Source organism: Mammaliicoccus sp. A-M4 (assembly GCF_022386955.1).
GTDB classification, from domain to species: Bacteria; Bacillota; Bacilli; order Staphylococcales; family Staphylococcaceae; genus Mammaliicoccus; species Mammaliicoccus lentus.
Window position 1 is genome coordinate 186,956 of the sequence record NZ_JAJNHH010000001.1, and the last position, 20,631, is coordinate 207,586.

29 protein-coding genes are annotated in these 20,631 nt (G+C 33.8%); all 29 read right to left on the reverse strand.

Going from position 1 to position 20,631, the window contains the following annotated elements:
* Positions 1-3: 3 nt before the first annotated feature.
* The gene (locus LQ682_RS01010) at positions 4-843 is read right to left on the reverse strand and encodes a phage tail domain-containing protein (protein WP_239723726.1); all 840 of its coding nucleotides are present in this window, start codon (positions 841-843) and stop codon (positions 4-6) included.
* Complete coding sequence (locus tag LQ682_RS01015) at positions 843-6,710, reverse strand: phage tail tape measure protein (protein WP_239723727.1); 5,868 nt, start codon at positions 6,708-6,710, stop codon at positions 843-845. Before LQ682_RS01015 ends, LQ682_RS01010 begins: the two co-directional genes overlap by 1 nt.
* A 233-nt stretch (positions 6,711-6,943) precedes the next feature.
* Complete coding sequence (locus tag LQ682_RS01020) at positions 6,944-7,396, reverse strand: hypothetical protein (RefSeq protein ID WP_135020859.1); 453 nt, start codon at positions 7,394-7,396, stop codon at positions 6,944-6,946.
* A 69-nt stretch (positions 7,397-7,465) separates the two neighbouring features.
* Positions 7,466-7,954, reverse strand: a complete 489-nt coding sequence (locus tag LQ682_RS01025; RefSeq protein WP_239723728.1) for an Ig-like domain-containing protein — start codon at positions 7,952-7,954, stop codon at positions 7,466-7,468.
* 86 nt (positions 7,955-8,040) lie between these two features.
* A complete protein-coding gene (locus LQ682_RS01030) occupies positions 8,041-8,622 on the reverse strand; it encodes a phage tail protein (RefSeq protein WP_239723729.1) in 582 nt (193 codons plus the stop codon).
* Positions 8,623-8,657: 35 nt separating this feature from the next.
* Positions 8,658-9,053, reverse strand: coding sequence for a hypothetical protein (locus LQ682_RS01035; RefSeq protein WP_135020851.1), 396 nt, complete (start codon positions 9,051-9,053; stop codon positions 8,658-8,660).
* Positions 9,050-9,454, reverse strand: coding sequence for a hypothetical protein (locus LQ682_RS01040; RefSeq protein ID WP_239723730.1), 405 nt, complete (start codon positions 9,452-9,454; stop codon positions 9,050-9,052). The genes LQ682_RS01035 and LQ682_RS01040 overlap by 4 nt, the downstream gene beginning before the upstream one ends.
* Positions 9,444-9,818, reverse strand: a complete 375-nt coding sequence (locus tag LQ682_RS01045) for a hypothetical protein (RefSeq protein ID WP_239723731.1) — start codon at positions 9,816-9,818, stop codon at positions 9,444-9,446. Before LQ682_RS01045 ends, LQ682_RS01040 begins: the two co-directional genes overlap by 11 nt.
* Complete coding sequence (locus LQ682_RS01050; protein WP_147640881.1) at positions 9,799-10,095, reverse strand: phage gp6-like head-tail connector protein; 297 nt, start codon at positions 10,093-10,095, stop codon at positions 9,799-9,801. Before LQ682_RS01050 ends, LQ682_RS01045 begins: the two co-directional genes overlap by 20 nt.
* A gap of 72 nt (positions 10,096-10,167) precedes the next feature.
* Positions 10,168-11,292, reverse strand: a complete 1,125-nt coding sequence (locus LQ682_RS01055; protein WP_135020843.1) for a phage major capsid protein — start codon at positions 11,290-11,292, stop codon at positions 10,168-10,170.
* Positions 11,293-11,320: 28 nt separating this feature from the next.
* On the reverse strand, positions 11,321-12,058 hold the full coding sequence (locus LQ682_RS01060; RefSeq protein ID WP_239723797.1) for a head maturation protease, ClpP-related: 738 nt from the start codon (positions 12,056-12,058) through the stop codon (positions 11,321-11,323).
* Positions 12,048-13,193 (reverse strand): phage portal protein, encoded by a 1,146-nt coding sequence (locus LQ682_RS01065; RefSeq protein ID WP_239723732.1) that lies wholly within the window; start codon positions 13,191-13,193, stop codon positions 12,048-12,050. The genes LQ682_RS01060 and LQ682_RS01065 overlap by 11 nt, the downstream gene beginning before the upstream one ends.
* A gap of 16 nt (positions 13,194-13,209) precedes the next feature.
* Complete coding sequence (locus LQ682_RS01070) at positions 13,210-14,850, reverse strand: terminase large subunit domain-containing protein (protein WP_239723733.1); 1,641 nt, start codon at positions 14,848-14,850, stop codon at positions 13,210-13,212.
* The gene (locus tag LQ682_RS01075; RefSeq protein ID WP_135020837.1) at positions 14,847-15,149 is read right to left on the reverse strand and encodes a P27 family phage terminase small subunit; all 303 of its coding nucleotides are present in this window, start codon (positions 15,147-15,149) and stop codon (positions 14,847-14,849) included. The genes LQ682_RS01070 and LQ682_RS01075 overlap by 4 nt, the downstream gene beginning before the upstream one ends.
* Before the next feature lie 105 nt (positions 15,150-15,254).
* On the reverse strand, positions 15,255-15,533 hold the full coding sequence (locus LQ682_RS01080) for an HNH endonuclease (RefSeq protein ID WP_239723734.1): 279 nt from the start codon (positions 15,531-15,533) through the stop codon (positions 15,255-15,257).
* Between the two features lie 314 nt (positions 15,534-15,847).
* Positions 15,848-16,276 carry a transcriptional regulator gene (locus tag LQ682_RS01085; RefSeq protein WP_135020830.1) on the reverse strand — a complete coding sequence of 143 codons (429 nt, stop codon included), beginning with the start codon at positions 16,274-16,276 and terminating at the stop codon, positions 15,848-15,850.
* A 178-nt stretch (positions 16,277-16,454) separates the two neighbouring features.
* Positions 16,455-16,679, reverse strand: coding sequence for a thioredoxin family protein (locus tag LQ682_RS01090; RefSeq protein ID WP_239723735.1), 225 nt, complete (start codon positions 16,677-16,679; stop codon positions 16,455-16,457).
* A 72-nt stretch (positions 16,680-16,751) separates the two neighbouring features.
* On the reverse strand, positions 16,752-16,922 hold the full coding sequence (locus tag LQ682_RS01095) for a hypothetical protein (protein WP_239723736.1): 171 nt from the start codon (positions 16,920-16,922) through the stop codon (positions 16,752-16,754).
* A 15-nt stretch (positions 16,923-16,937) separates the two neighbouring features.
* Positions 16,938-17,141: a hypothetical protein gene (locus LQ682_RS01100; protein WP_239723737.1), complete on the reverse strand. Its 204-nt coding sequence runs from the start codon at positions 17,139-17,141 to the stop codon at positions 16,938-16,940.
* A 91-nt stretch (positions 17,142-17,232) separates the two neighbouring features.
* On the reverse strand, positions 17,233-17,655 hold the full coding sequence (locus LQ682_RS01105) for a dUTP diphosphatase (protein ID WP_239723738.1): 423 nt from the start codon (positions 17,653-17,655) through the stop codon (positions 17,233-17,235).
* Positions 17,648-17,905: a hypothetical protein gene (locus tag LQ682_RS01110; protein ID WP_239723739.1), complete on the reverse strand. Its 258-nt coding sequence runs from the start codon at positions 17,903-17,905 to the stop codon at positions 17,648-17,650. The genes LQ682_RS01105 and LQ682_RS01110 overlap by 8 nt, the downstream gene beginning before the upstream one ends.
* Before the next feature lie 6 nt (positions 17,906-17,911).
* The gene (locus LQ682_RS01115; protein ID WP_239723740.1) at positions 17,912-18,202 is read right to left on the reverse strand and encodes a hypothetical protein; all 291 of its coding nucleotides are present in this window, start codon (positions 18,200-18,202) and stop codon (positions 17,912-17,914) included.
* Positions 18,203-18,574: a hypothetical protein gene (locus LQ682_RS01120; protein ID WP_239723741.1), complete on the reverse strand. Its 372-nt coding sequence runs from the start codon at positions 18,572-18,574 to the stop codon at positions 18,203-18,205.
* 11 nt (positions 18,575-18,585) lie between these two features.
* Positions 18,586-18,807 (reverse strand): DUF3269 family protein, encoded by a 222-nt coding sequence (locus tag LQ682_RS01125; protein ID WP_239723742.1) that lies wholly within the window; start codon positions 18,805-18,807, stop codon positions 18,586-18,588.
* Complete coding sequence (locus LQ682_RS01130; protein ID WP_239723743.1) at positions 18,808-19,269, reverse strand: DUF3310 domain-containing protein; 462 nt, start codon at positions 19,267-19,269, stop codon at positions 18,808-18,810.
* On the reverse strand, positions 19,269-19,718 hold the full coding sequence (locus LQ682_RS01135) for a hypothetical protein (RefSeq protein WP_239723744.1): 450 nt from the start codon (positions 19,716-19,718) through the stop codon (positions 19,269-19,271). Before LQ682_RS01135 ends, LQ682_RS01130 begins: the two co-directional genes overlap by 1 nt.
* Positions 19,718-19,867: a hypothetical protein gene (locus LQ682_RS01140; protein WP_239723745.1), complete on the reverse strand. Its 150-nt coding sequence runs from the start codon at positions 19,865-19,867 to the stop codon at positions 19,718-19,720. The genes LQ682_RS01135 and LQ682_RS01140 overlap by 1 nt, the downstream gene beginning before the upstream one ends.
* Positions 19,868-19,880: 13 nt before the next feature.
* Complete coding sequence (locus LQ682_RS01145; protein WP_239723746.1) at positions 19,881-20,066, reverse strand: hypothetical protein; 186 nt, start codon at positions 20,064-20,066, stop codon at positions 19,881-19,883.
* 4 nt (positions 20,067-20,070) lie between these two features.
* Positions 20,071-20,385: a VRR-NUC domain-containing protein gene (locus tag LQ682_RS01150; protein ID WP_239723747.1), complete on the reverse strand. Its 315-nt coding sequence runs from the start codon at positions 20,383-20,385 to the stop codon at positions 20,071-20,073.
* Positions 20,386-20,631: the final 246 nt, after the last annotated feature.

A 20,631-nucleotide genomic window follows, 5' to 3' on the forward strand; every position in this document is an offset into this window, starting at 1 on the left:
CACCTACCTATATATGAATGGGAATATAAATTCAACAGTCGATTGTGTTATATCCGTTCCTATTATTTCAATATCATTATATCCAGGTGCAAGTGATAGCCATTCATGATTTGTATTTATGCCTACACGCTTACCATTAATAGTAGGGTATACACCGTTAATAATCAGTTGTTGATTAGATTTAATAGCTTTCTTATATTCAAACACATCACCAGTAGTACGATTGATTAATTTAAAGCCATTAGGTGCATTGATATTAACTTTAATAACAAGTTTATGCCTATGAGGAAATGGTGCAATCGTATCAGATGAACCATTGAATATTTTAAAACTAGTTGTATTGTGCTTATATTTAATGTCGTCATTCACTAACAATCCATTACCGAATTGCCATTTATCAGACGTTTTATCGTATTGGTTTGTTTCGTATAAAGATTCGGAATAACCTTTGTATACTTTTAAAGTTATTTCAAATTCTAAAAAAGGAATTTGCTCAAGATTTTGATTAATAGACACATACTCAACCGGAAATTTTATACCTGGCATTTGAGATGAAATGACAACATACCTCTCACGTGAAGCGAAAATTTCTCTTAACTTTAGTTCTGCTAAATAAGCATCTGATTCATCCCAACCGTCAAAGCCACACTTTAATGTAATATTAAAAGGGGCAAATGTTAATTGCCCCGGCATTTCTCCATCTTTTCCAGAAATAGTTAAGTTATTACTCACTACTTCTGGTGAATCCATTCTCAACTCAGAAAACATAAAGCCAGGTAATAGTTCATGCGCATCAACAGTACTATTTTGTTTTATTATTTTCAGCCATCTATCTTCAAGCACTATCTAGCACCTCCCATTGTGTAATTAGCGTTATTTAATCTGCTACCTTGTAAAGTAGATATCATAGGTTCTAACTTACTAATATCTGTACCTTCTGGAATCTGTTTCATTAATTGAATAATGACATCTGTCTGTCTATTAGACTTGTCATTCAAGGATACTAATTGTTTCAACAACTTCTCCATCACGCTCGTATCATTATTAACTGTTACATTAGATTTTCCTGTATCCATACCAAGATAATCCATAATTTGTTCAGTTAATTGTATTGCTCTTGTACGTTTAGTTAATGGTACAATTGCTTCTGCTTTGTTACCTTCACTAATTTGCGCAATCTTATGAGTGGATGATATACCACCATTTGCGTAAGCTGCTGATGCTGCTCTCGGGAAACCTCCCCAACCATAAGTTCTTACAATGTATTGTAATGATGATATTGCTTCATGTAATGTATTACCAAACTTATTATATCCAGATTTAGCGTTTGCTCTGAATGTTGGTTCAATCATTTGGAACATACCTTTAGAAGGTGTACCTCTTTGAGCGTTACTATCCCAATTATTTACCGCTTTCGGGTCAAAGTTAGATTCACGCTTAGCAAGTTTCATCATATGTTCTGTGATAGCAGGTGATTTATAGCGTCCACCTAATATATTTTGTGCTTGTTTAATAATTTTTCTAGCATAAGCTGCACCTTTTCCACCTGCACCACCTGCTGCCATTGCCTCTTTTACCCAATCTAATGGGTTAATAGAGTCTGGATGGTTATTCCTGAAACCTTTTCCTTTGTTAACTTGCCAGTGTAAGTGAGCGCCAAATGAATTACCTGTATTACCAACTAAACCAATCGTGTCTCCTTGATTAATACGTTGCCCTTTTTTAGCGATTTGTTTACTTTGGTGCATAAATATATGTGTATATTTAGATCCATCATAGACTTGAGTTTCATTACCTCCTCCATACGGAGAAAACCATCTTTGAATAACTTCACCATCTATTGGAGAAGGAATCTTCGTTCCAGCAGGTACAGCGTAGTCAATACCGGCATGTCCTCCAGATTTCCAACCACGGCCAGGTGTTATAGGCCAATCTGCGAATGGGTTATATCCGCCACCAGATGAGCCAAATTCATCAAACATAGAAGTAACTTTATCAGCCAGACTTGATTTTAATTTCTTATAAGCGCCTCTTACTAACTCACCAGTATGTGCTGGAATGCTTTTGAAGTTAACACCAAAGTCGTTCATTACTCTTTTGATTAATTCTTTAGGTTTATCAACAAAATCCCAAACATCTTTAACTGATTTAGATACAAAAGCAGAAGCTTTTCCTACTTGTTTTCCTGCTTCTCCTTTGGCTTTATCAGTAAGTGTGCCAATACCATCTAATGCTTCTGCACCATGTCCTACTGTTTTACCTGTTAACTTCCCAAATGCACCAACTAACTGTTCGTCTAAACGTTTCTTTCTAGGTGTACCAGTACTAAACTTAGGCAATAACCCTAATTTTGCTAATTGTTGCGTTACACTACCACTATGAACTTTTGAACCTGGCTCTAACATTACAGGTACATCTTTACCTTTCGGCATATACATAGAACCATCTTTACGTTCGATGATTTCTTGTGTGAAACCACCTGTTCCGTTTCCTGGTCCTTTATCATTCACAATTGCCATAGTAGCTTGTTTTAAAGCACCATCTGAATCAGTTGAAACATCACTACCAACTGTACCAGTAGATAATCTTCTTCCTAACGTACCAGCACTGCCAATAGTATCGATAGTTTTAATAAGGTTGTCCCCAGTTATCGCAACAGATATTTTATTAACACCAGCAATCATTTTATTTAGACCTTCAATAGCGTTATTAGCTACTTTGATACCTAAATCAGATGCTGCGCGTCCCATATCTGAACCTATATCTCGAATATATTTAAGTGTTCTGCCAAGCCATGTTTTGAATCCGTTATAAGTAGACTTTGCTTTATTCCAACCATGTTCAGCAACATTGGTAAAGTTACTTTTAGCACTTCCCCAAATTTCACCGAATCTTGATTTTGCTGTTCCAGCTGCGCTACCAAACCATTTTCCAGCACTTTTACTAACAGATTTAGTAGAACTTTCAGCCTTATCTCTAGTTCTGTTAAATCTATCTTTTGCAGAGTTCCACACCGTAGTGAATTTACTTGTTGCTGTTCCTGCGGTCTTGCCTAACCACTTACCAGCACTACTAGATACATTTGTAAATTTGGATAATGCAGTTCCAGCAGTTTTTCCTAGCCATTTTGCTGCACTACTACTAATACTTGTAAACTTACCAGCAGCAGTACCTGCAGCTCTTCCTAACCAATCTCCTGCTCCTTTAGAAATTGATTTGAATTTGCTTACAGCAGTACCTGTGGCTTTACCTAGCCACTTCGTCGCACCTTTAGAAGTTCTTAAAAAGCTACCTATAGCTGAACCTGCCATTTTACCAGCGTGTTTACTAACTTTATTTTTAGTTTTCTCCCAAGATGATAGTACATGACCGTTTTGAGAATCTATATTCTCTTTAACGCCTTTATTTTGTTTCTGTGCTTCGCTAACAACTTTTTTATGTTGTAATTTCGCTTTATCTTTCGATTCCTTATATTTATCGTTAGCATCTTTTATTATTTTATCTGCTTCATCTTTAGATAAAGTTTTAGCTTCATCACGTTGTTCAATAGCCCATTTTATAACATCATCACGTTTTTTCTTAGCGTCTCCAATTGACTTATCTCTAGATTTAGCACTTTCTTTAATAACGTTAGATGCTGCTTCCATAGATAAAGCTGATTGATTATTTTTCATTCTTTCGAGAATAACCTTTTGTTCTTTCTCTCCATTACTTAGTGATTCGGTTACTTTTATATCTAATTGAGATTGTAAACTAGCAATTTTTTCATTTTCTTTTTCAGTTAAAGCACGTTTTTCATCTTTAGCAGTTTTATAAATTTCTTGAATCTGATCATTTACTTTTTGAGTTTCATCAAGTTCTTTTTGATGAGCATCTTTGGTTTTTTGTAGAATTTCTTGTTCTCTTTTTCCACTTAGAGCGTCAGATTCTTTAAAGAGTTTAGTTAACTTACCAATTTCTTTATCGTGTCTTTGCTCTAACTGATTTTCTACTTCTTTATTAATATTAGAATATAAATCAGATACAGTTTTATACTGTTCTTTACCAATAACATCATGGCTTATTCGTATTTCTTCTAACTTCACTTTCGCTTTTTCCGACAAATCGGTATATTTACTAAGCGCTTTTTTGGTTCCTTTAGAAACACCTTCGCCATATATATCAACAGTATCAGTTGATTTACTAACAGCATCATCTAGCTTTCCAAAATACAATTTCGCTAGTTGCATATAAGGATTTAACTCTAAAAGTTTAGTTCCAAAATCTTTAGTTGCACTACCAGCCTTTTTAAACCATTTAGCAGAATCACTTATCCAAGACCAGTCTATCGAACTACCAACTTCTTTAAGAAAAGTACCTAAGCTTTGAACTCCACTTCTAAACCAATCAATGTTTTTATATGCATACGTTAATGTACCAGCAACTGCAGTAATAGCTAGTCCGAATACCCCTAAACCTTTTGAACCCACTCTTAAAACTGTACTTAGTTTTCCAGTACTTTTACCTGATAAACCAATTAAACTTGTAAATCTTGATAAACCTTTATTGTTCTTGGCAGTAGTTTTAACCATTGATGTTCCAGCAGCAGAATGTGCTGCAGCATTTATACCAGCTTCGACACTATTCTTGGCCATTACTCTGTTTAATCCAGCATAACCTTTCATAGCAGAACCTATACCACGGATTAATAGACCTGTACCAAGTAGTAAAGGTCCAATTGCAGCAGTTATAACACCAAAACCAACTGCAGCTAATTTAGCGCCTTTAGGTAATCCATTTAAGTAATCAACAGTGTTTTTCAGTCCACTAACCATGCCTTTTAAAGCAGGTTGAACACTCTCGAAGATAGATAATCCTAATTCTTCTGCAGCTGAACGTAGTTCTCTTAATGAACCACCAAGTCCACTTTCCATTGTCTTGGACATTGCAGTTGCAGAACCTTCACTTTTATCTATTGCTTTAGATAATTTAGTATAATCAGATTCAGAAGCGTTAATTACTGCTAAAGCACCAGACATAGCCTCTTTACCGAATATAGTTGCTGCTGCGCTAGCTTGTTGGTCTTTCGATAAACCACTGAACTTTTCTCTTAGTTGATCTAGTACATCACGCATCGGCAACATTTCACCGTTACTATCTGTAATCGTTATACCTAGTTCTTCCATTTGGTTCTTCATTGCTTTTGTCGGTTTAGCTAAGTTTGTAAACATTGTACGTAAAGCCGTACCAGCTTTTTGACCTTTAACACCTGCATTACTCATAAGACCAATAGCTATAGAAGTATCTTCTATTGTATAGCCTAAAGCACCTGCAACTGGTGCAGCATATTTAAACGCTTCGCCCATGCCTAATACGTTTGTATTGGCGTTAGCACTAGCAGCTGCTAGAACGTCTGCAAATCTACCACTATCTTTCGCTTTAAGACCAAATGCCGTTAGACCATCAGTTACAATATCTGATACTTGCGCTAAGTCCTCACCAGACGCTGCTGCTAGGTTCATAATACCTGGTAAACCTTTTACCATGTCATTTGTTTTCCAACCAGCAAGTGCCATATAGTTTAAGGCTTCTGCACTGTCTGTAGCACTAAATTTTGTAGTAGCACCCATTTCACGTGCTTTTGCTTTTAGTTGGTCTAACTGTTTACCACTAGCACCAGAAGTCGCTTGTACCTTACGCATAGAATCATCAAATTCAACACCTAATTTACTTGCATATCCTAACGCTCCAACTATTGGCGTTGTTACATACATAGACATGTTACGTCCTACACTCTGTAAGCCCATTCCAAAACGTGAATAAGAATCACTTAACTTATCAAACTTATCAGCTGTTTTAGTAAAATGACTATTTGTTAATGCTTGTTCTTTGTTGAACAATTTCATTTCATTAGAAGTTTTTTCAATAGCTTTTTCCAGATTATTTAATGATGCTTTTTCATTATTAATTTTTTTAGTTGCTTCAGCTTGGTTTTTAGTATAATCTTGAATTTCTTTATTTAACTTCTTATGTTGATTTTGTGTATTCTTTAGTTCTGCACTAGACTGCTTATAAGATTGTTTAACTTTATCATTTTCACCTTTAAGTCGCTTATGTGTATCTGATAATTGTTTAACCGTAGCACGTTCTTTTTTGTACTGTTCAACCAAATTTTGATGTACTTGTCTTTGTTGTTTTGTTGCGTTACTCGCTTTCTTAATTTGGTCTGTTGTCGCTTTGCCAGAATTACGTAATTGCATTTCTGCTTGTCTTAATTGATCTAACTTTTGTTTAGCTTTAGTTTTTTCATCGTTCACAACTTTTTGTTGCATTCTAGCCTTTTTAAGTCCATCATTTGATTTTTTTATTTCATCATTTGATTTTTTTAGTGCTTGGTCGTTCTTTTTATGTTCATCAGTCAGTTTGGATAGTTGGGTTTCTACTTTTTTAATTTCTGTCCCAGCATTTTTATAGCTAGTATTCAAATCTTCTAGTTCTTGTTTAGCTTGGTTATACATTTTCTTTTGTACAGTTAACTTAGTATTCAAACCATCTAAACGTGTTTGGTATTTCTGCATAGAACGGTCAGATTTATCAAAAGCTGATAGGTTAGCTTTCATCTCACTATTTACAACGCCTAACTCTCTTTTAAGACCTTTTAGCCCTTCACTAACACCTATAGAGTCTAACTTCATCTCCAGAGTTAAGCCTTCCATTCTTTCATTAGCCATTAAGTTTATTCCTCCCTTCTATCCACCAAAGAACGCTTTTAATCCATTTCCTGTTATGACTCCACCTTGTTTAGGATTGTTGGTTTCTTTTTTAGGACTATTTTCTTTATCATTAGTTGAGTTCAACATCTTCAATAAAAGTAAGTACGGTTGTTGATTAGTTGTTTTAAAATCCCACCCATACTTTTCTGCACAAATGTGTCTGATTTTATCGAAATTCGATAAAACGTCTTTTATTGTGATTGTTCTCCGTTCTTTCCCAATTCTTCTGATTCATCTTGATTACTTTCTTCATCTTCTCCAGAGATTTCTCGAAATATCTCCTTAGAAATTTTGTTGTAAACTTTTGTACTCATGCTTTGTAATATGTCGTCTTCAGTTAATCCTTGGTCAGCAAATAAACTTACAAAATATTCACGTTCCATTTGTCTTAATTTTTTAGCATCTACAATTTGTAAATATTTTTGTTGTACTAACTGGAAATAAAAATCTTGATTTTCAAAATCATTTTCACTGCCATGTTCTTTTTCTATTTCTTCAATTGCTTTTTTTCTAGCTTTTTCATTTTCTTTTTCTTGTTTATCTTGTAACTCATAAAATCTTTCTGCTTCCATTAAACTAATATCTTCTTTTTCATAAGCTTCTTTCTTACCTGTTTGACGGTTTTTAATTTCAAATTTAATCATTTATATTCCTCCGATGTTTTGTTTTTTATTTGCGCAAATAAAAAAGAGGGCATAAAGCCCTCTATATTGTTATTCTTCTGGTTCTGGTTCCGGTTCTGGCTCTTCAACTGCGTTAACTGTTATCGTTGCAGTATCTGATTTATTACCGTCCTGTGTTGTAACGGTAATAGTTGCGTCACCTTCTGCAACACCAGTTACTGTACCGTTACTTGATACCGTAGCGACTGCTTCATCAGAACTTTTATATGATACTGATTTATTTGTAGCAGTTGATGGTGCAACCGTACTATTTAATTTAGTTGTTGTGTCTACATCAACGCTTGCAGTTTTAGGTGCAATTGTTATGCCTGTTACTGCGATAGGTTTTGTTTTGAATGATGGTACGTCTACTTTATCTGATTCACCATTCTCATTAGAAAATGATACTTGGTAAGTACCAGCAGCGTAATCAGTATTAGCGTCTAAGCCGTCAACTGTTACTTTAGCTTTACCATCTTCACCATGTTCAGCAGTGCCTACTACATCATCGCCTTTGTATACTTTTAGTGTGTCAGCCATTCTTTTACCTCCTTAATGATTGCCCCTATTCAGCAGTAATAGATGCCGAATTAGTATCAGCATCCACTACTACATTTTGGGGGTTATTAGGGTGTTTCTGGTTCTTCTTCTAGCCCTTCAAACACAGTGCTAATGAATTCGTCTGCTCCTTCATCACCTTCATGGAAACCAATAGTACGAGATTTACCATCAATAGTGCGTCCCATCCAATCTCCAGCAAGCTTCAATGGTTCAGGTGCTTCGATTTTCTCTTCTGTAGTTTTCATTTCAATAGACTCAAGTCCTAATGTACCTTTAGTTAAGGCACAATAAATAGGTTCTCCTGTAACTGGATTTTCTGATACACCAATCATTGCTACATATGGTGCACGAGTATCATCGCCAACCCATGAAGTTTTTCCGTCTACATCTCTACCTAAAACAGTATTTAAATCTTCTGTAGGCACATTGAATAAGTCCATATCAGACTTAACTTCATCAGTACCTTGTCGTTTTTGCCAAACTGTTTTATTTGAAGCACGGAATTTAACTGATTCTGGATTTAGTCCGGAAATATTAAGATTTACAGTACCACCGTCAGCATCTTCCCACGTTAATTTCTTTTCAACTTTTTTACCGTCTTCATCAAATACACCAACTAATAAGCGTTTAAATCCGAATGTTTGCATAATTTATTTCCTCCTTGGAATAAAAAAAGAGCACGTTATTCAACAGGCTCTCCTTTGTAATATTTGTTTTTTGGTATTCCTAAATATTTTCTTGCAAGAACATATCTTTTTGTTTCTTCAAAAGGCTCATCAAATTCTGTTCCTTTTTGTTTGAAACCATTCACCCATAATATGTTTCTAATTCTATTTGCAATATCTAAAGACTTTTGATGTTTATATGTTTCAACGTCAACTTGCACAAAAAAAGTTTCAGATAAATACTTATCCGAAACAAAAGTGCTTGGTTCTCCATCAATAGGTGTAATCGTTATAAATGGTTGAGAAGTATCAGTATTTTCACCGACTTTATAAAAATGAATTCTTTCATCGACTTGAGATTTTATGAATGGATCATTTAATAGCAACTCACGTATATACATTAAAATATTCATAGTAAATTCTTCCTTATCTCATCTTTAACGATGTTTCTATAGACTTTTTCAGAACTCTTAAGCGTTTTAGCAATAACAGCATGACCTTTAGGGTAATACTTAGTGCCATTACGTCTGTAACCCCACTCATTTAAATGTATAAGTCGATATCTATCCATTGGGCCTTCCCAATAAATTTTAATACCTCTTACACCATTTATGTTCATTGGTTCAGATAGTTTTATTTCATTTTTAGATGCTCCTGTATCCTCAAAACTTACAAAAGCGTTCTTTAATTCTTTTTCGAAATGTCCACCAGCACTTTTTAAAGCTTTGTCACTCACTTGTTTTGTGTGTTCTGCGCCAAACTTTTTCTCTAATTGATTAATGAGTTCTTTAACACCTTTTACTTCAACGCTCATATGGCCTATTACCTAACACAATAGTAATTTGTCCTTTATCCGGTTGATTAAGTCTAAACTCTAAAATGTTATACATTTTATGTTCCAGTCTGAAATCATCTACTTCTACAACATGGTTATAACGAGGTATATAATCAGTTAAAGCATCTGGAATAACGATTGTCATACCTGTTTTAGAAGTACTCACGTTTAATATTTCCATATCTTTTACTGACAAACTGTACATTTCTGCTAAACAGAAATAAAGTCTCTCTTTTTCTTTTTCTCCCGGATAAGGACTTGTGTCTTTATATTCATAAAAGGTAACAGGGGTTCTATAGTCACCAGAAACAGTCTTTTTTATATTAAAGCTCACTTGGTTCATCTATATCACCCACCATTAATTTGTTTTCTATACCAAAATCATTAATCATTGTAGAGAAGTTATCGTCAAAAAATTCAAGTTGATCATTGTTCATATATCTTGTTCTTTCAAAAACTAATTCTTTACCTAGTTCATCTTTATCTAAATTAAAAGGACCACATAAATTCTGTATTGCTCTATAAGATGAACTTAAATTGCGTTTAAACTTTTCATCTTGTGATTTATGAAAGATACTCATGTCTTCCTTAAATTGCTCAACATGTTTATCAGTAATCATTTAATCAACCCCTATTCTGCTGATATAACAACAGACTTAGCGTTAGTTGTTACTTCAACGTTTTGGGGCGACTTAGGGCGTATCTTCGCCTTTATCAATCGCTAAGTCATAAACTGCAGCTACTTTATTATCTTTTGCCTTACCATAAGCAAATTGTTTAGCAGTATATAAGTTCATATCTTCAATTGCTAATGTTTGTTCGAATTTTTGAATATTAATACCGCCACCTAAATAACCATCATAGCGACCTCTAACGTAAGTTAATACTTTATCAGCAGGTTGTGCTACAGACTCAATAATATTTAAGTTATAAGGTAAAGCTGTTACGTACACACCATTTGCATTTAAATGAGTGTATTGTGCTTGAATTTCAAAAGCGTCAGATGGGTTAACAACCATTGTTACATTGCCTTTAACCTGAACTGATTTACCTTTTTCATTTGTTGAATGGAATTTAAATACTTGAGTTAACTCTTTAACAGTTGTTTTAGGGTCAGCGAATGTTAATGTACCCTCTGATTCTTTTTCTGGATATTCTCCACCAGTTACTGATACACCTTCTTGTACTTGACGATTTAACCCGATAGGTTGTTCTTTACCAGTACCATTTAAGAAAGCCGCTTCTAAAGCAACTGCAAAAGCTTCTTCAATTTGTAAACGAACGAAACGCTCAATCCATGCAGGACCAAAGTCTTTTAAATCTTTAGGTAATACTACAAAAGCAGTTAATTTGTTAGAGATAGCTGTTTCTTCACTGAATGCAGCATCTAATTGGCCTTTAATTTCTCCAAAGATTTTACCCCAAACTGCTACGCCACTTGTTTCAGATTTTAAGAATTTAAGGCGTAATCCAGCATTCTTAATACCTAAATCTGCTAGTAACGGATGTTCAGTCGTTAAATCTTCAAAGATACGATCAATCGTTTCTTCTGGTAATAATTTTTCTTCTTTATAACCAACCTCTGTGTTGATTTCATTAAAGAATTTGCGTTGTTGAGCAGTCAACTTACTGTCTTGTGTAGGTAATGAAGCAACTGTTTCAGCCTCTTGTTTTGCTTGCTTTCTAGCTTCTTCAAATAATTCGTTAATCATTCCACTATATAATTCTGCTTGTACTTCTTCTGATTCACCATTTTGAATGGCATTTAAAAATTCTTGACGAGCTGTTTTAAAATCGTCTGATAATTTAATAGTCATATTCTATGACCCTCCTTATTTTTGTGTATTAAAAAAAGAACCTAGGTGTTTGTTTTTGAGATTGAATTTTGCTAATCTCTGACTCAACATTTTTAGGTTCTTTTTCATCTAATTTTTCAATTACTTTATTTGCTATTGCGTCAACATCAATTTTGATTTCTGGTGTTTTACTCATAAGCGTTGCAATTCTATTCACTGCATCATTTGATAACATTTGACCGGAATTTGCAACTAATTTAGGAGTATCCTCACCAAACATTTTACTGTCTGCAAATCCTAAATCTACAGCATCTTGAGCGCTAAACCATGTTTCTTGGTTCATTAAGTCTAATACTTCTTGTTCAGACTTTCCTGTTTTCTCAATATAAGCATTTGCGATACCTCTATTCACAGAGTTTAACATTTCGCTTGCTGATGCCATCGCTCTATCATCACCAAACGCCATTGTACTAGCGTTGTGTATCATCATTTGAGCTGTAGGACTCATTTCAATATGATTACCTGCCATTGCTATGACAGATGCAGCACTTGCAGCAACTCCAACTACTTTAATGTTTACATTACCTGCATAATCTTTTAAAGTTGTATAGATTTCACTGCCGGCAAAAACATCTCCACCACCACTGTTGATGATAACCTCAATATCTTCATTATTAGAAGGTAGCGCATCGACTATATCTTTTGGTGAAGTAGCATCCATTTCTAACATGTCATATATCCATTTGTCATTGTTTGAAATAATAGCGCCTTTTACGTTAATCTTCATCATTTTCACCACCTTCCGATGCTAGTGTGTAGTTTTTCGTTAATAAATATTCGTCCATATCTGGGTCTTCTGAAGGTTCTTCTCCAAACATGACTCTTACATGGTTTCTAGTAAAAGTACCACTAGAAACAAGCTTATCTACCGATTCAGCGTGTTCTAATGGGTCTTTTTTGTCAATGCCAACAACTTTTATAGACTTGCCATTGATCACGTCAGATTCAGTAAACAATTTAGCGTTCAACTCATCCTCTATTTTCTTGATTAATGGTTGAATACAGAATTTAATATAAGATTCCATTGCGTTATCCATATCTGCTAATTCACCATTAATTAAAGCCGGAGGTATACCTATTGCTTTTGCCACATCATCTTGTAATGATTTCTTTAACTTTGTTAGATCATCAAAACTTGCCGAACCTGCTTTAGCATTACCGGATACTTCTTGATAATCAAAACCTTTTGATAATGGTGCTACTGCTACAGCATTTGTACTAAACGAATTTGTAATTTTATTAACATAGCTTTGCATTTTTTCAATTTCTTCATTATCCATTTTTTTAGATGAATCGACATTCACAATACCTCTGATTTGATTGTTTCGCATTTGAGCACTAATCATTCGCCCAAATATCTCGCCATAATCTCCAAACAGACCTTCTACAAATGAACTTAATTTTTCATTGTTATAAGTTAGATAAATTACTTCGTCCATATCAAACGAACGCTCAAATTCAAAATCTTTAACCATCACATGTTTAAACTTGTCTGGATAAAGTGCGTATTCGTTTCTATCGTAACTATCTGCTACTAATAAATCTCTAGTATCATTTATCACAATTAACACTTCATTATCATAAATAAGTTTATAAACTACTTTTTGCCAAAAATCAGATGAAGATAAATCAGTATTTGGTCTAACATTTAATTTATGCCAATTTTTATCTCTAACAGATTTATTTTTATTCATCACTCTAAATTCTGATTGTGAAATTGTTCTTGCTAAAAATTCAATATTAGTTTGTAACGCCATTTTCTTTAAATAAGCATTTGTTGTTGTATCTTGAAAAAATTCTAAATCATACATCCAACTAGCTTCTTCATGACGACCAAATATCTTTTCAAAAAATCCTGCCATTTACTCCCCTCCTTTACTAAAAGTCTATTGCGTTAAGAAAGTCTAAACTGTCGGTAATATCTTCTTCTAATAGTTCATCTGCACGATACAAAGCATGTACCAATGCTTGGAACCCATCAGTTTTTCGTCTGACTTCATCTTTCTTAATATATTCTTTATTGCCATCAGGTTTTATTTTGACTGCAACATTATTTGTGTACCATCTCATGAGTGGATTGTCGCCATAAATTAAATTATGATTAGCGAACATTGTTTCTACTCTAGGTGCTAATAAAGACTGTATAGCTCTCGGATTTTTAATCACTTCTATTTCTATATCGTATTCTTCAAACAGTGGTCTTAATAAATCCATCCTAAAATTATCTGCAATAACCTTTTCTAGACCATAAGTTTTACGCATTTCATCAAACCACATTACTATATGCCTTGGGTCTATTGATGGTTCATCAACAATAGTTAATAAGCCATCTCGTTCCCATTCATAAATAGGTGGTTTTAATTTAACAACATCTAAAAAGCCTTTTCTTACGAAAGAGTGTGTTTTCCAAATGTAATCATCACCATCTCTGAATAATAAACCAACTGCTGCGAAGTCTTTAATACTTGCGTAGTCAAGACCACCTATGCATTGTTTATTTTCAAGTATTGGGAATTCTCTATTTGTAGCTAATATATCTTCCCAAGGTGCAACAACTTTCTCCAAGTCAATTTCTGGTAGGTTCATACGTTTTGTCATAAACTCTTGTCTTTTACTTGGACTAAACGTCATTTCGTTATATTGGTTTTTAACTTTCCTAAATAAACCTTGCGCATATTTGCTCATTGGTTTACTAAACATTGGATTAGCCTTTTCCCACATATCTGGATTATCAACTTCTTTAGGATCATCTAACTTACATATAAATGGGAATATTCTATCGTCTGTTGTTTCACCTTTTAACAGTGATAATGAACGTTCCTTCATTTTATCTAGGAAACCTTCACGAACATATCCGTCTGTTCCTATAAAGAATTCACGTGGGTGTTCTACTTTACCTAAACCAGAACTAAATACATCCACCGTTTCACTATTTTCATATCGGTGTACCTCATCATATATAACGCAACCTTCACGTCCGCCATCTTTAGTACCAGCGTTTGAAGTTCTAAATCTGAATCTCGATTTAGTTTCCTTATCTGTTATAACTAATTTAGTAAGATAAAACATATCTTCTAACTCATTGCGTTCAATCATGTTATAAGCTTCTTCAAAGGAAGTTTTTGCTTGGTCTTCTGAATTAGCTACAACTGATATGTCATAGTTTGGTATACCATGTAAATATGATATGAAATAGTTAGATAAAGCAGTGATTAAACCGTTCTTACCTCCACCACGTCCTAAAGTAATAAAAAACTGCTCGAAATATAAGAAGTCTCCTTCTTTTTCGAACAGAAATACAAAAGGTATTATGAATTTTTGAAATGGTTGCAATGGGAAGTACCATTTTTCAGTGAACTTGATAAAATTTTCGATTTGTCTTTCATCAAAATATAAATCATCATTTGTTAAAACATGTTTTTTGATATATTCTATTAATAAAATACGTTCTTTATTTAACTTTATCTTTCCTGTTTCCCATAATTCGATATATTCATCAATATATTTATTATTGATCATTCTAATAAGTCACGACGAATAACAATTTCGTCTTGTTCCTTATCAAAACCAAACGATTTTTCAATCGCTAGTAATGAACCGTTAATTTTATTCTTCTCTGCTACAGCTGGATTAGCTTTCAGAAACGTTTGGGAGGCATTAACGGTTTCAACCATTGTTCCATGTTCCTTGATGTTGTCATCCAGCTTATAAAATATTTTTAATAAATTTATATATCTATCCACTTTTTCTAATTGAATAGGGTTTTCTTGCTCTATTTTACCGAGTAAATACTCTTTGAGTGCTTTTTCGTTTTTCATTAGTACCCCCCTAACGTATATTCATTTTTAATTAATCTACGGAGTCGACTACCCTCCACCGGTTCCCTCAAAAATTTTTTAGGCAAACCTAAAAGACCGGGGGTGTCACCAAGTTTCATCTTTCCATTTTGGTTCTCGATATTTAAAATTTGTTTTAAAATTTCTGCCATGAATTTTATTATGACAATCAACACAAAGTGTTTCTAAATTATTTTCATCAAGCGCAAGTTCTGGATAATCTTTCAACTCTTTAATATGATGAACCACAAGCTTTATCTTCTTCCTGTCATTCTTATTCTTCTCATATATATCGAGTGACACCTTACCATTTCTCTTACACTCTTGGCATTCATAGTTATCTCTATCCTTTATATAACTATTCATGTTACGCCACTCCATACCATTGTAGAAGATTCTACATTCTTGTTTACTTAACACATACATCAACCACCTTATGAGTTAGGCTCATCAGTCCAGATATGTTATCAACATAACGGATCACAATCCCTTCAGCTTCAGTAAGCAAAACAAAAGGACTATACTCGAATGAGTACAACCCTTGTGATTGACTATAGATAATCTGATTAAATAATATTAGAAAGGAGTAAGTAATTGTTTGGTTAATTGTTATCTATAATCTTTTCTACACTATCATAATAACACCGATTAGGTATCAAAAACTGCCACATAACTGCCACTTACCATTCTCCTAGTTCCTCTGCTAATTTCTTTATAACCTTAGCTTTGATTCTATGTCCTGTTCTTTCTCCTATGAATATGTCATTACATACCTGTATGTGTGAACGTCCTCGCTGGTCGAAGTAATAGTTCTTTATGAAGTCTTTCTCTTTAGTTGATGAAGTATTGTATACTCTCTCTATTGCAATGGACAACTCTTTAAGTCTAGCTATTCTTATATCAGTTAAGTAATTGGTAACTCTCATCTCTGTTATAGATGCGTTACTTGGTTTATGTTCTCCACCTGTATTTGTATCAGTTGGTATCCATGGATTGAATATGTCTTCTCTTAAAACATTTAGTCTTTTGTCATAGTTCTTATAATCATATAGTTCATCCTCTAACTTTCTAACTGTTGATAATCTTAAACCATACTTCATCTTAGTCATTCGTTGTCCTCCTTGTTCCTTATATCTTTCTCTAACATTACATAGTCGTGTAAGCTATCTACCAATCTATTTAATAGTCCCTCATTAGTTCTTACCAAATCTTTATTAACCTTTATCAACCACATACATGTTATCGCTAATAGTATTGTTAGAATTATCCACATGTTATTCACACTCCCTATAACGTATTCACAAACGCTAAACATTGTTCCTGTCCCCAGTATTTATCTGCATTATCTATATTGACAATTGTCGGCACGCTCATGACCAAATATCTCATTGCTAGTTCTGGTGTTTCTTCTGCATCTATATATTCTACCTCTACCTCCTTCTTGCTTAATGCTTCCTTAACTTCTGGACACTTCGTACAGTGTGACGTGCTAAACATATATAATTTACTCATTTGATTACTCCTCCATTACTGCCATAATAATTAGTGCTAATACAATTACTACAAATAGTGTTGCTGCGAATATCAATATCGACCAACTCCACTAAACCACACTTCGCTATCCTTATAACTTTGTGTACTTTCATAATCTATTGGTGGCTCTACTGTATCTTGAACGCTCGCATACTTATATGTGCGTTTAACAAATGCGTATAGTGTTAATGCTGCTAGTGATAATGTGATTAAATATTTCATTGCGTGTCCTCCTTATTATTCTTCTACATTAATTGTAGCTTTAGCTGTATTTATTCCTTTAGATGATAAGAAATGAAAAACATCCTCAGCATTTGGGAAATCGTCTATATTTTTTGAATAATCATTTAGCAAATCATTTGCAACGTCTTCAAGCATATCTGCTTCTGCTAATCTTATTACTTTGTTATTTTTTGTAAATATAGCAAATTTTATTTCCATCCCTTATTCCTCCTCTAGTAGTGTGGGTTATCTTCCCAAAACCTCTCTCACTCGTTCTAGGATGTCTAGGGAGCTTTCGCCACCCTTATCCTTATATTCCTGTACTTCCGTAACCTGATCTATCTGATTCATACTTGAACTCCTTAACTACATTTACATCTGGATATTGCACTGGTGCAATCACTAACTGTGCTAATCTTTGTCCTTTTTCTACTGTGATTGGTTTATCACTTATATTGTCTGTGATGATTCCAATCTCTTTATGATATGTTTGGTCTATTGTTCCTAAAGCTACACGTAATTTAGTTTTAAGTGATGTACTAGAACGTGGTCTAACTTGTCCCTCATATCCTACTGGCAATTCAATTGCTATATCAGTCTTAACTATCATAGTTGTTTTTGGTGGTATACTTACTGTTTCTGATATATATAAATCTAATCCAGAATCAGTAGGATTCGCTCTAGTTGGTGTTGTTGCGTTATCTGATAGTAATTTGATGTTTAAGTTATTCATTGTTTGCGTCCTCTCTATTCATGTCATGTAGTAAATTTTTAAAGTAACAAGTACCGTCTAAATCTTCCATTTTCATCAAGTGTGAAAGTGTTTGATTTCTTTGCCCTTCAGCTTTGCCATGAATATATGCTGAAATTTTATTATTAGGATTTTTAGAAATTCTTTCTAATCGTTCAGTTTCTTTGTAGAAATCACTAATTAATTCATCTTTGAGTTTATGCCAAGTATCTTTATATTCTCTATTCTTCATAATCACTCATTCCCTCTCTAATCCGTCTATTACATGTACCAGATCAATGTATCTACTTACACTTGGATTGTGTAACGCTTTATCTTTGATATAGTTAGTTAGGTATTTATATTTATCATTCACACATTCATACATTGGTTTATATGTTTTAATTGCATCCAAGTACATTTCTATTGCTGCCTTTTCTTCCCTCAACTTCTCCACATCTTTGATAAGTGAGTCCCTTTCTAGTTGAAACTGATCTCGTTCATTCTCTAACTTAGTTATGTCATATTGTGTGTATTCAACTTTGTACATCTACTCCACCAACTTTCCGTCACGCCAAATTAATATTAGTCTTAAATCATCGTTCATATAGTATGCAGATTTTAAATTACTTTTACTTATAAAACTTAAATTCTTATTTTCTGCTATATGTGTGACGCCATTATCATAAACCAGTAACATTTCATCTATCACTGTATCTTCCGTTAATTCTTCCTCGACTTCGACTGTGAAAGTTTCTTCTGGATAAAACTTTTCTTGAGAAAATCTAATCACCCCATAAGGTTCTAATTGAACAATATTATTCATATTTGAAATCACAATACACTCACTCTTCCCACTTTCTAACAACCACTCAATCAACTGTGGTAAATTCATCTCTACTTTTCGTTTTATTGTCGGCATATTGTTTCCTCCTATATATCAAATATACTTAACTGATCATTCAGTTCTTCTTCCAACTTCAAATTATGTGCTGCTTTAAATTGTCTTAACTCACTCTCTGTGAAGTGGTGTTCTTGGTTCACAAATGCTGTATGCGGCATGCCCAGTAAAGTGTTTGTATCTTTACCAGGTATCACTGTAAACATCTTTTTACCTTCTGAATTGTATAAGTGATAACTTTCTAATAGTCTCATTTAATCACTCCACTTCTGATATGCACGCTCAATGTACCAACGGGCTTTCTCAATATCTTCCTTACCATTTTTGTGTGGACTACGTGCAAGATATTTAATAGCATTACCAATGTGATAAGCGACGTCTGAATTGTAGTGTTGAGTTACCTGTTCTATAAAATCTATAATCTCAATCTCACCATAGTTATAATGATCTGGATGGTTGACTGGGTCTGTTGTGCGTTGAATAACTGGCTCTTCCGTATCTTCTTCATCTTCTGCTAGGACGTAGTAGTCCCACCTATTTAATCCGACTTCCCCTGTGTTTGGTTTGAATACAGAACAACATTCAAATCTTCCGTCACTACAATTACTTAAGATAAAAGGGTGTCCATCATTATAATCTTTTAAAGTCGCATAAAAATCTACTTCATTAGTATTCAACCTCGTCACATGCACTCTATCGCCTGCTTTGAATTCCATCAGCATATACCTTCTTTCTTCAGTTTCTTCGCAAACTCTGTATTACTTTCAATGTATTTAAGTTGTCTAGGGTTAAGTGGTAAGTCATTTTTAATGAATCGTATGATATCTTCTTCTGTTTCGTTATCCACTTCTCTTTTAGCTGCATATCTTTTTTTCATGGATTCGGAATGTCTTTTACCTTTCACACGTTGTGCTTCTTTCTTACTAAGTGTTAACGCATCCCATTTATCAAATCGGCAATAATAGTAACGATAGTAAAACGTTTTGAATGGTACTTTCGCTTGTTCTTTATACAACTCGTAATAGTATGTGTAGCTATCGTGTATTTTCGGTAAACAGTATTCTTCTAACATTTCAAATATTTCTTGTTCATCAGCATGTCTTTTCTTCTTTGCTAAACGAATATACATATAAATTAATTCTTCTCTCGAACTGTTATTCGCCATCATTCCCACCCCTTAAAACATGAATAAAATAATGTGTTGTAGTACTTACTTCTTGCTACTGGTTTAACTTCTGCTTTCTTATATTTAACGGACTTTGTTTTCTTTTCCGTCCAGTCAATGACTGGTGCGTAATGTCTGTATAAGCTCATCATTCATTCTCCTTTAATCAATCCAAAGAATATTTGGATCAAGTTCTTTAATTTTGCCTTCAATCAAATCTGACATTTTATTCTTTGCTAAATTTTCGATGTACTTCTCTGCCTCTTCATCGCTAGTAGCTGGCACATACATTTCCACTCTTATTTTTGCTATAACGTCCATACCTATATGTCGTTCAGTCTGTTTCACTTAATCACTCCTCGATAATTTTAATTGCTTCTTCTGCACTTCTTGCTACACCGTAGATGACTGGTTGCTTTTCAATGAATTCTTTAAATTTAATCTGTTCTGGTCTTAATCGACCTCTTGCGTTTTTAACTTCTATCACTATGAACTTCCCGTCTGACTTTCTAAATCCAGTTAAGTCTGGATAACCTTTCGGCATTAGTTTGACTATTCTGTTATCTTTAGTCGTTACCTTTCCAGCGTTCGTTCTCCATAATCTATGTCCACGTTTATTTACTTCGATTAATATCTCTGATTGTATTAAATTCTCTGATTTTTCCATTTACTACTCCTTTTTGGAGGGGTTTGGAAAGGTTATTTTATTATGTTGGAAGGGTTAACTCTTACTCTCCCAACGGTTTGGATTAGTTTTTAATAGTTGGAACCCTTTTTTAAGTTTGTATTACTATATATAACTTATATTTTTATATATGTTTATTTCTTATATAACTATTCCAACTATTCCAATTAATAAATATAAGAGTAATAAAGTAAGTTATATCAAGGGTTTTAAGACGGAAGGGTTTTT

Coding starts and splice junctions, on each gene's coding strand:
- LQ682_RS01035 (WP_135020851.1), bottom strand. CDS start 9,053: ATGAATATTTTAATGTATATACGTGAGTTGCTATTAAATGATCCATTC.
- LQ682_RS01135 (WP_239723744.1), bottom strand. CDS start 19,718: ATGGCGAATAACAGTTCGAGAGAAGAATTAATTTATATGTATATTCGT.
- LQ682_RS01020 (WP_135020859.1), bottom strand. CDS start 7,396: ATGATTAAATTTGAAATTAAAAACCGTCAAACAGGTAAGAAAGAAGCT.
- LQ682_RS01150 (WP_239723747.1), bottom strand. CDS start 20,385: ATGGAAAAATCAGAGAATTTAATACAATCAGAGATATTAATCGAAGTA.
- LQ682_RS01040 (WP_239723730.1), bottom strand. CDS start 9,454: ATGAGCGTTGAAGTAAAAGGTGTTAAAGAACTCATTAATCAATTAGAG.
- LQ682_RS01080 (WP_239723734.1), bottom strand. CDS start 15,533: ATGAATAGTTATATAAAGGATAGAGATAACTATGAATGCCAAGAGTGT.
- LQ682_RS01030 (WP_239723729.1), bottom strand. CDS start 8,622: ATGCAAACATTCGGATTTAAACGCTTATTAGTTGGTGTATTTGATGAA.
- LQ682_RS01060 (WP_239723797.1), bottom strand. CDS start 12,058: ATGAAGATTAACGTAAAAGGCGCTATTATTTCAAACAATGACAAATGG.
- LQ682_RS01045 (WP_239723731.1), bottom strand. CDS start 9,818: ATGAACCAAGTGAGCTTTAATATAAAAAAGACTGTTTCTGGTGACTAT.
- LQ682_RS01110 (WP_239723739.1), bottom strand. CDS start 17,905: ATGAAGAATAGAGAATATAAAGATACTTGGCATAAACTCAAAGATGAA.
- LQ682_RS01070 (WP_239723733.1), bottom strand. CDS start 14,850: ATGATCAATAATAAATATATTGATGAATATATCGAATTATGGGAAACA.
- LQ682_RS01015 (WP_239723727.1), bottom strand. CDS start 6,710: ATGGCTAATGAAAGAATGGAAGGCTTAACTCTGGAGATGAAGTTAGAC.
- LQ682_RS01085 (WP_135020830.1), bottom strand. CDS start 16,276: ATGACTAAGATGAAGTATGGTTTAAGATTATCAACAGTTAGAAAGTTA.
- LQ682_RS01115 (WP_239723740.1), bottom strand. CDS start 18,202: ATGTACAAAGTTGAATACACACAATATGACATAACTAAGTTAGAGAAT.
- LQ682_RS01025 (WP_239723728.1), bottom strand. CDS start 7,954: ATGGCTGACACACTAAAAGTATACAAAGGCGATGATGTAGTAGGCACT.
- LQ682_RS01065 (WP_239723732.1), bottom strand. CDS start 13,193: ATGGCAGGATTTTTTGAAAAGATATTTGGTCGTCATGAAGAAGCTAGT.
- LQ682_RS01090 (WP_239723735.1), bottom strand. CDS start 16,679: ATGAGTAAATTATATATGTTTAGCACGTCACACTGTACGAAGTGTCCA.
- LQ682_RS01120 (WP_239723741.1), bottom strand. CDS start 18,574: ATGCCGACAATAAAACGAAAAGTAGAGATGAATTTACCACAGTTGATT.
- LQ682_RS01105 (WP_239723738.1), bottom strand. CDS start 17,655: ATGAATAACTTAAACATCAAATTACTATCAGATAACGCAACAACACCA.
- LQ682_RS01100 (WP_239723737.1), bottom strand. CDS start 17,141: ATGGAAATAAAATTTGCTATATTTACAAAAAATAACAAAGTAATAAGA.
- LQ682_RS01050 (WP_147640881.1), bottom strand. CDS start 10,095: ATGATTACTGATAAACATGTTGAGCAATTTAAGGAAGACATGAGTATC.
- LQ682_RS01095 (WP_239723736.1), bottom strand. CDS start 16,922: ATGAAATATTTAATCACATTATCACTAGCAGCATTAACACTATACGCA.
- LQ682_RS01055 (WP_135020843.1), bottom strand. CDS start 11,292: ATGACTATTAAATTATCAGACGATTTTAAAACAGCTCGTCAAGAATTT.
- LQ682_RS01125 (WP_239723742.1), bottom strand. CDS start 18,807: ATGAGACTATTAGAAAGTTATCACTTATACAATTCAGAAGGTAAAAAG.
- LQ682_RS01075 (WP_135020837.1), bottom strand. CDS start 15,149: ATGAAAAACGAAAAAGCACTCAAAGAGTATTTACTCGGTAAAATAGAG.
- LQ682_RS01130 (WP_239723743.1), bottom strand. CDS start 19,269: ATGGAATTCAAAGCAGGCGATAGAGTGCATGTGACGAGGTTGAATACT.
- LQ682_RS01140 (WP_239723745.1), bottom strand. CDS start 19,867: ATGAGCTTATACAGACATTACGCACCAGTCATTGACTGGACGGAAAAG.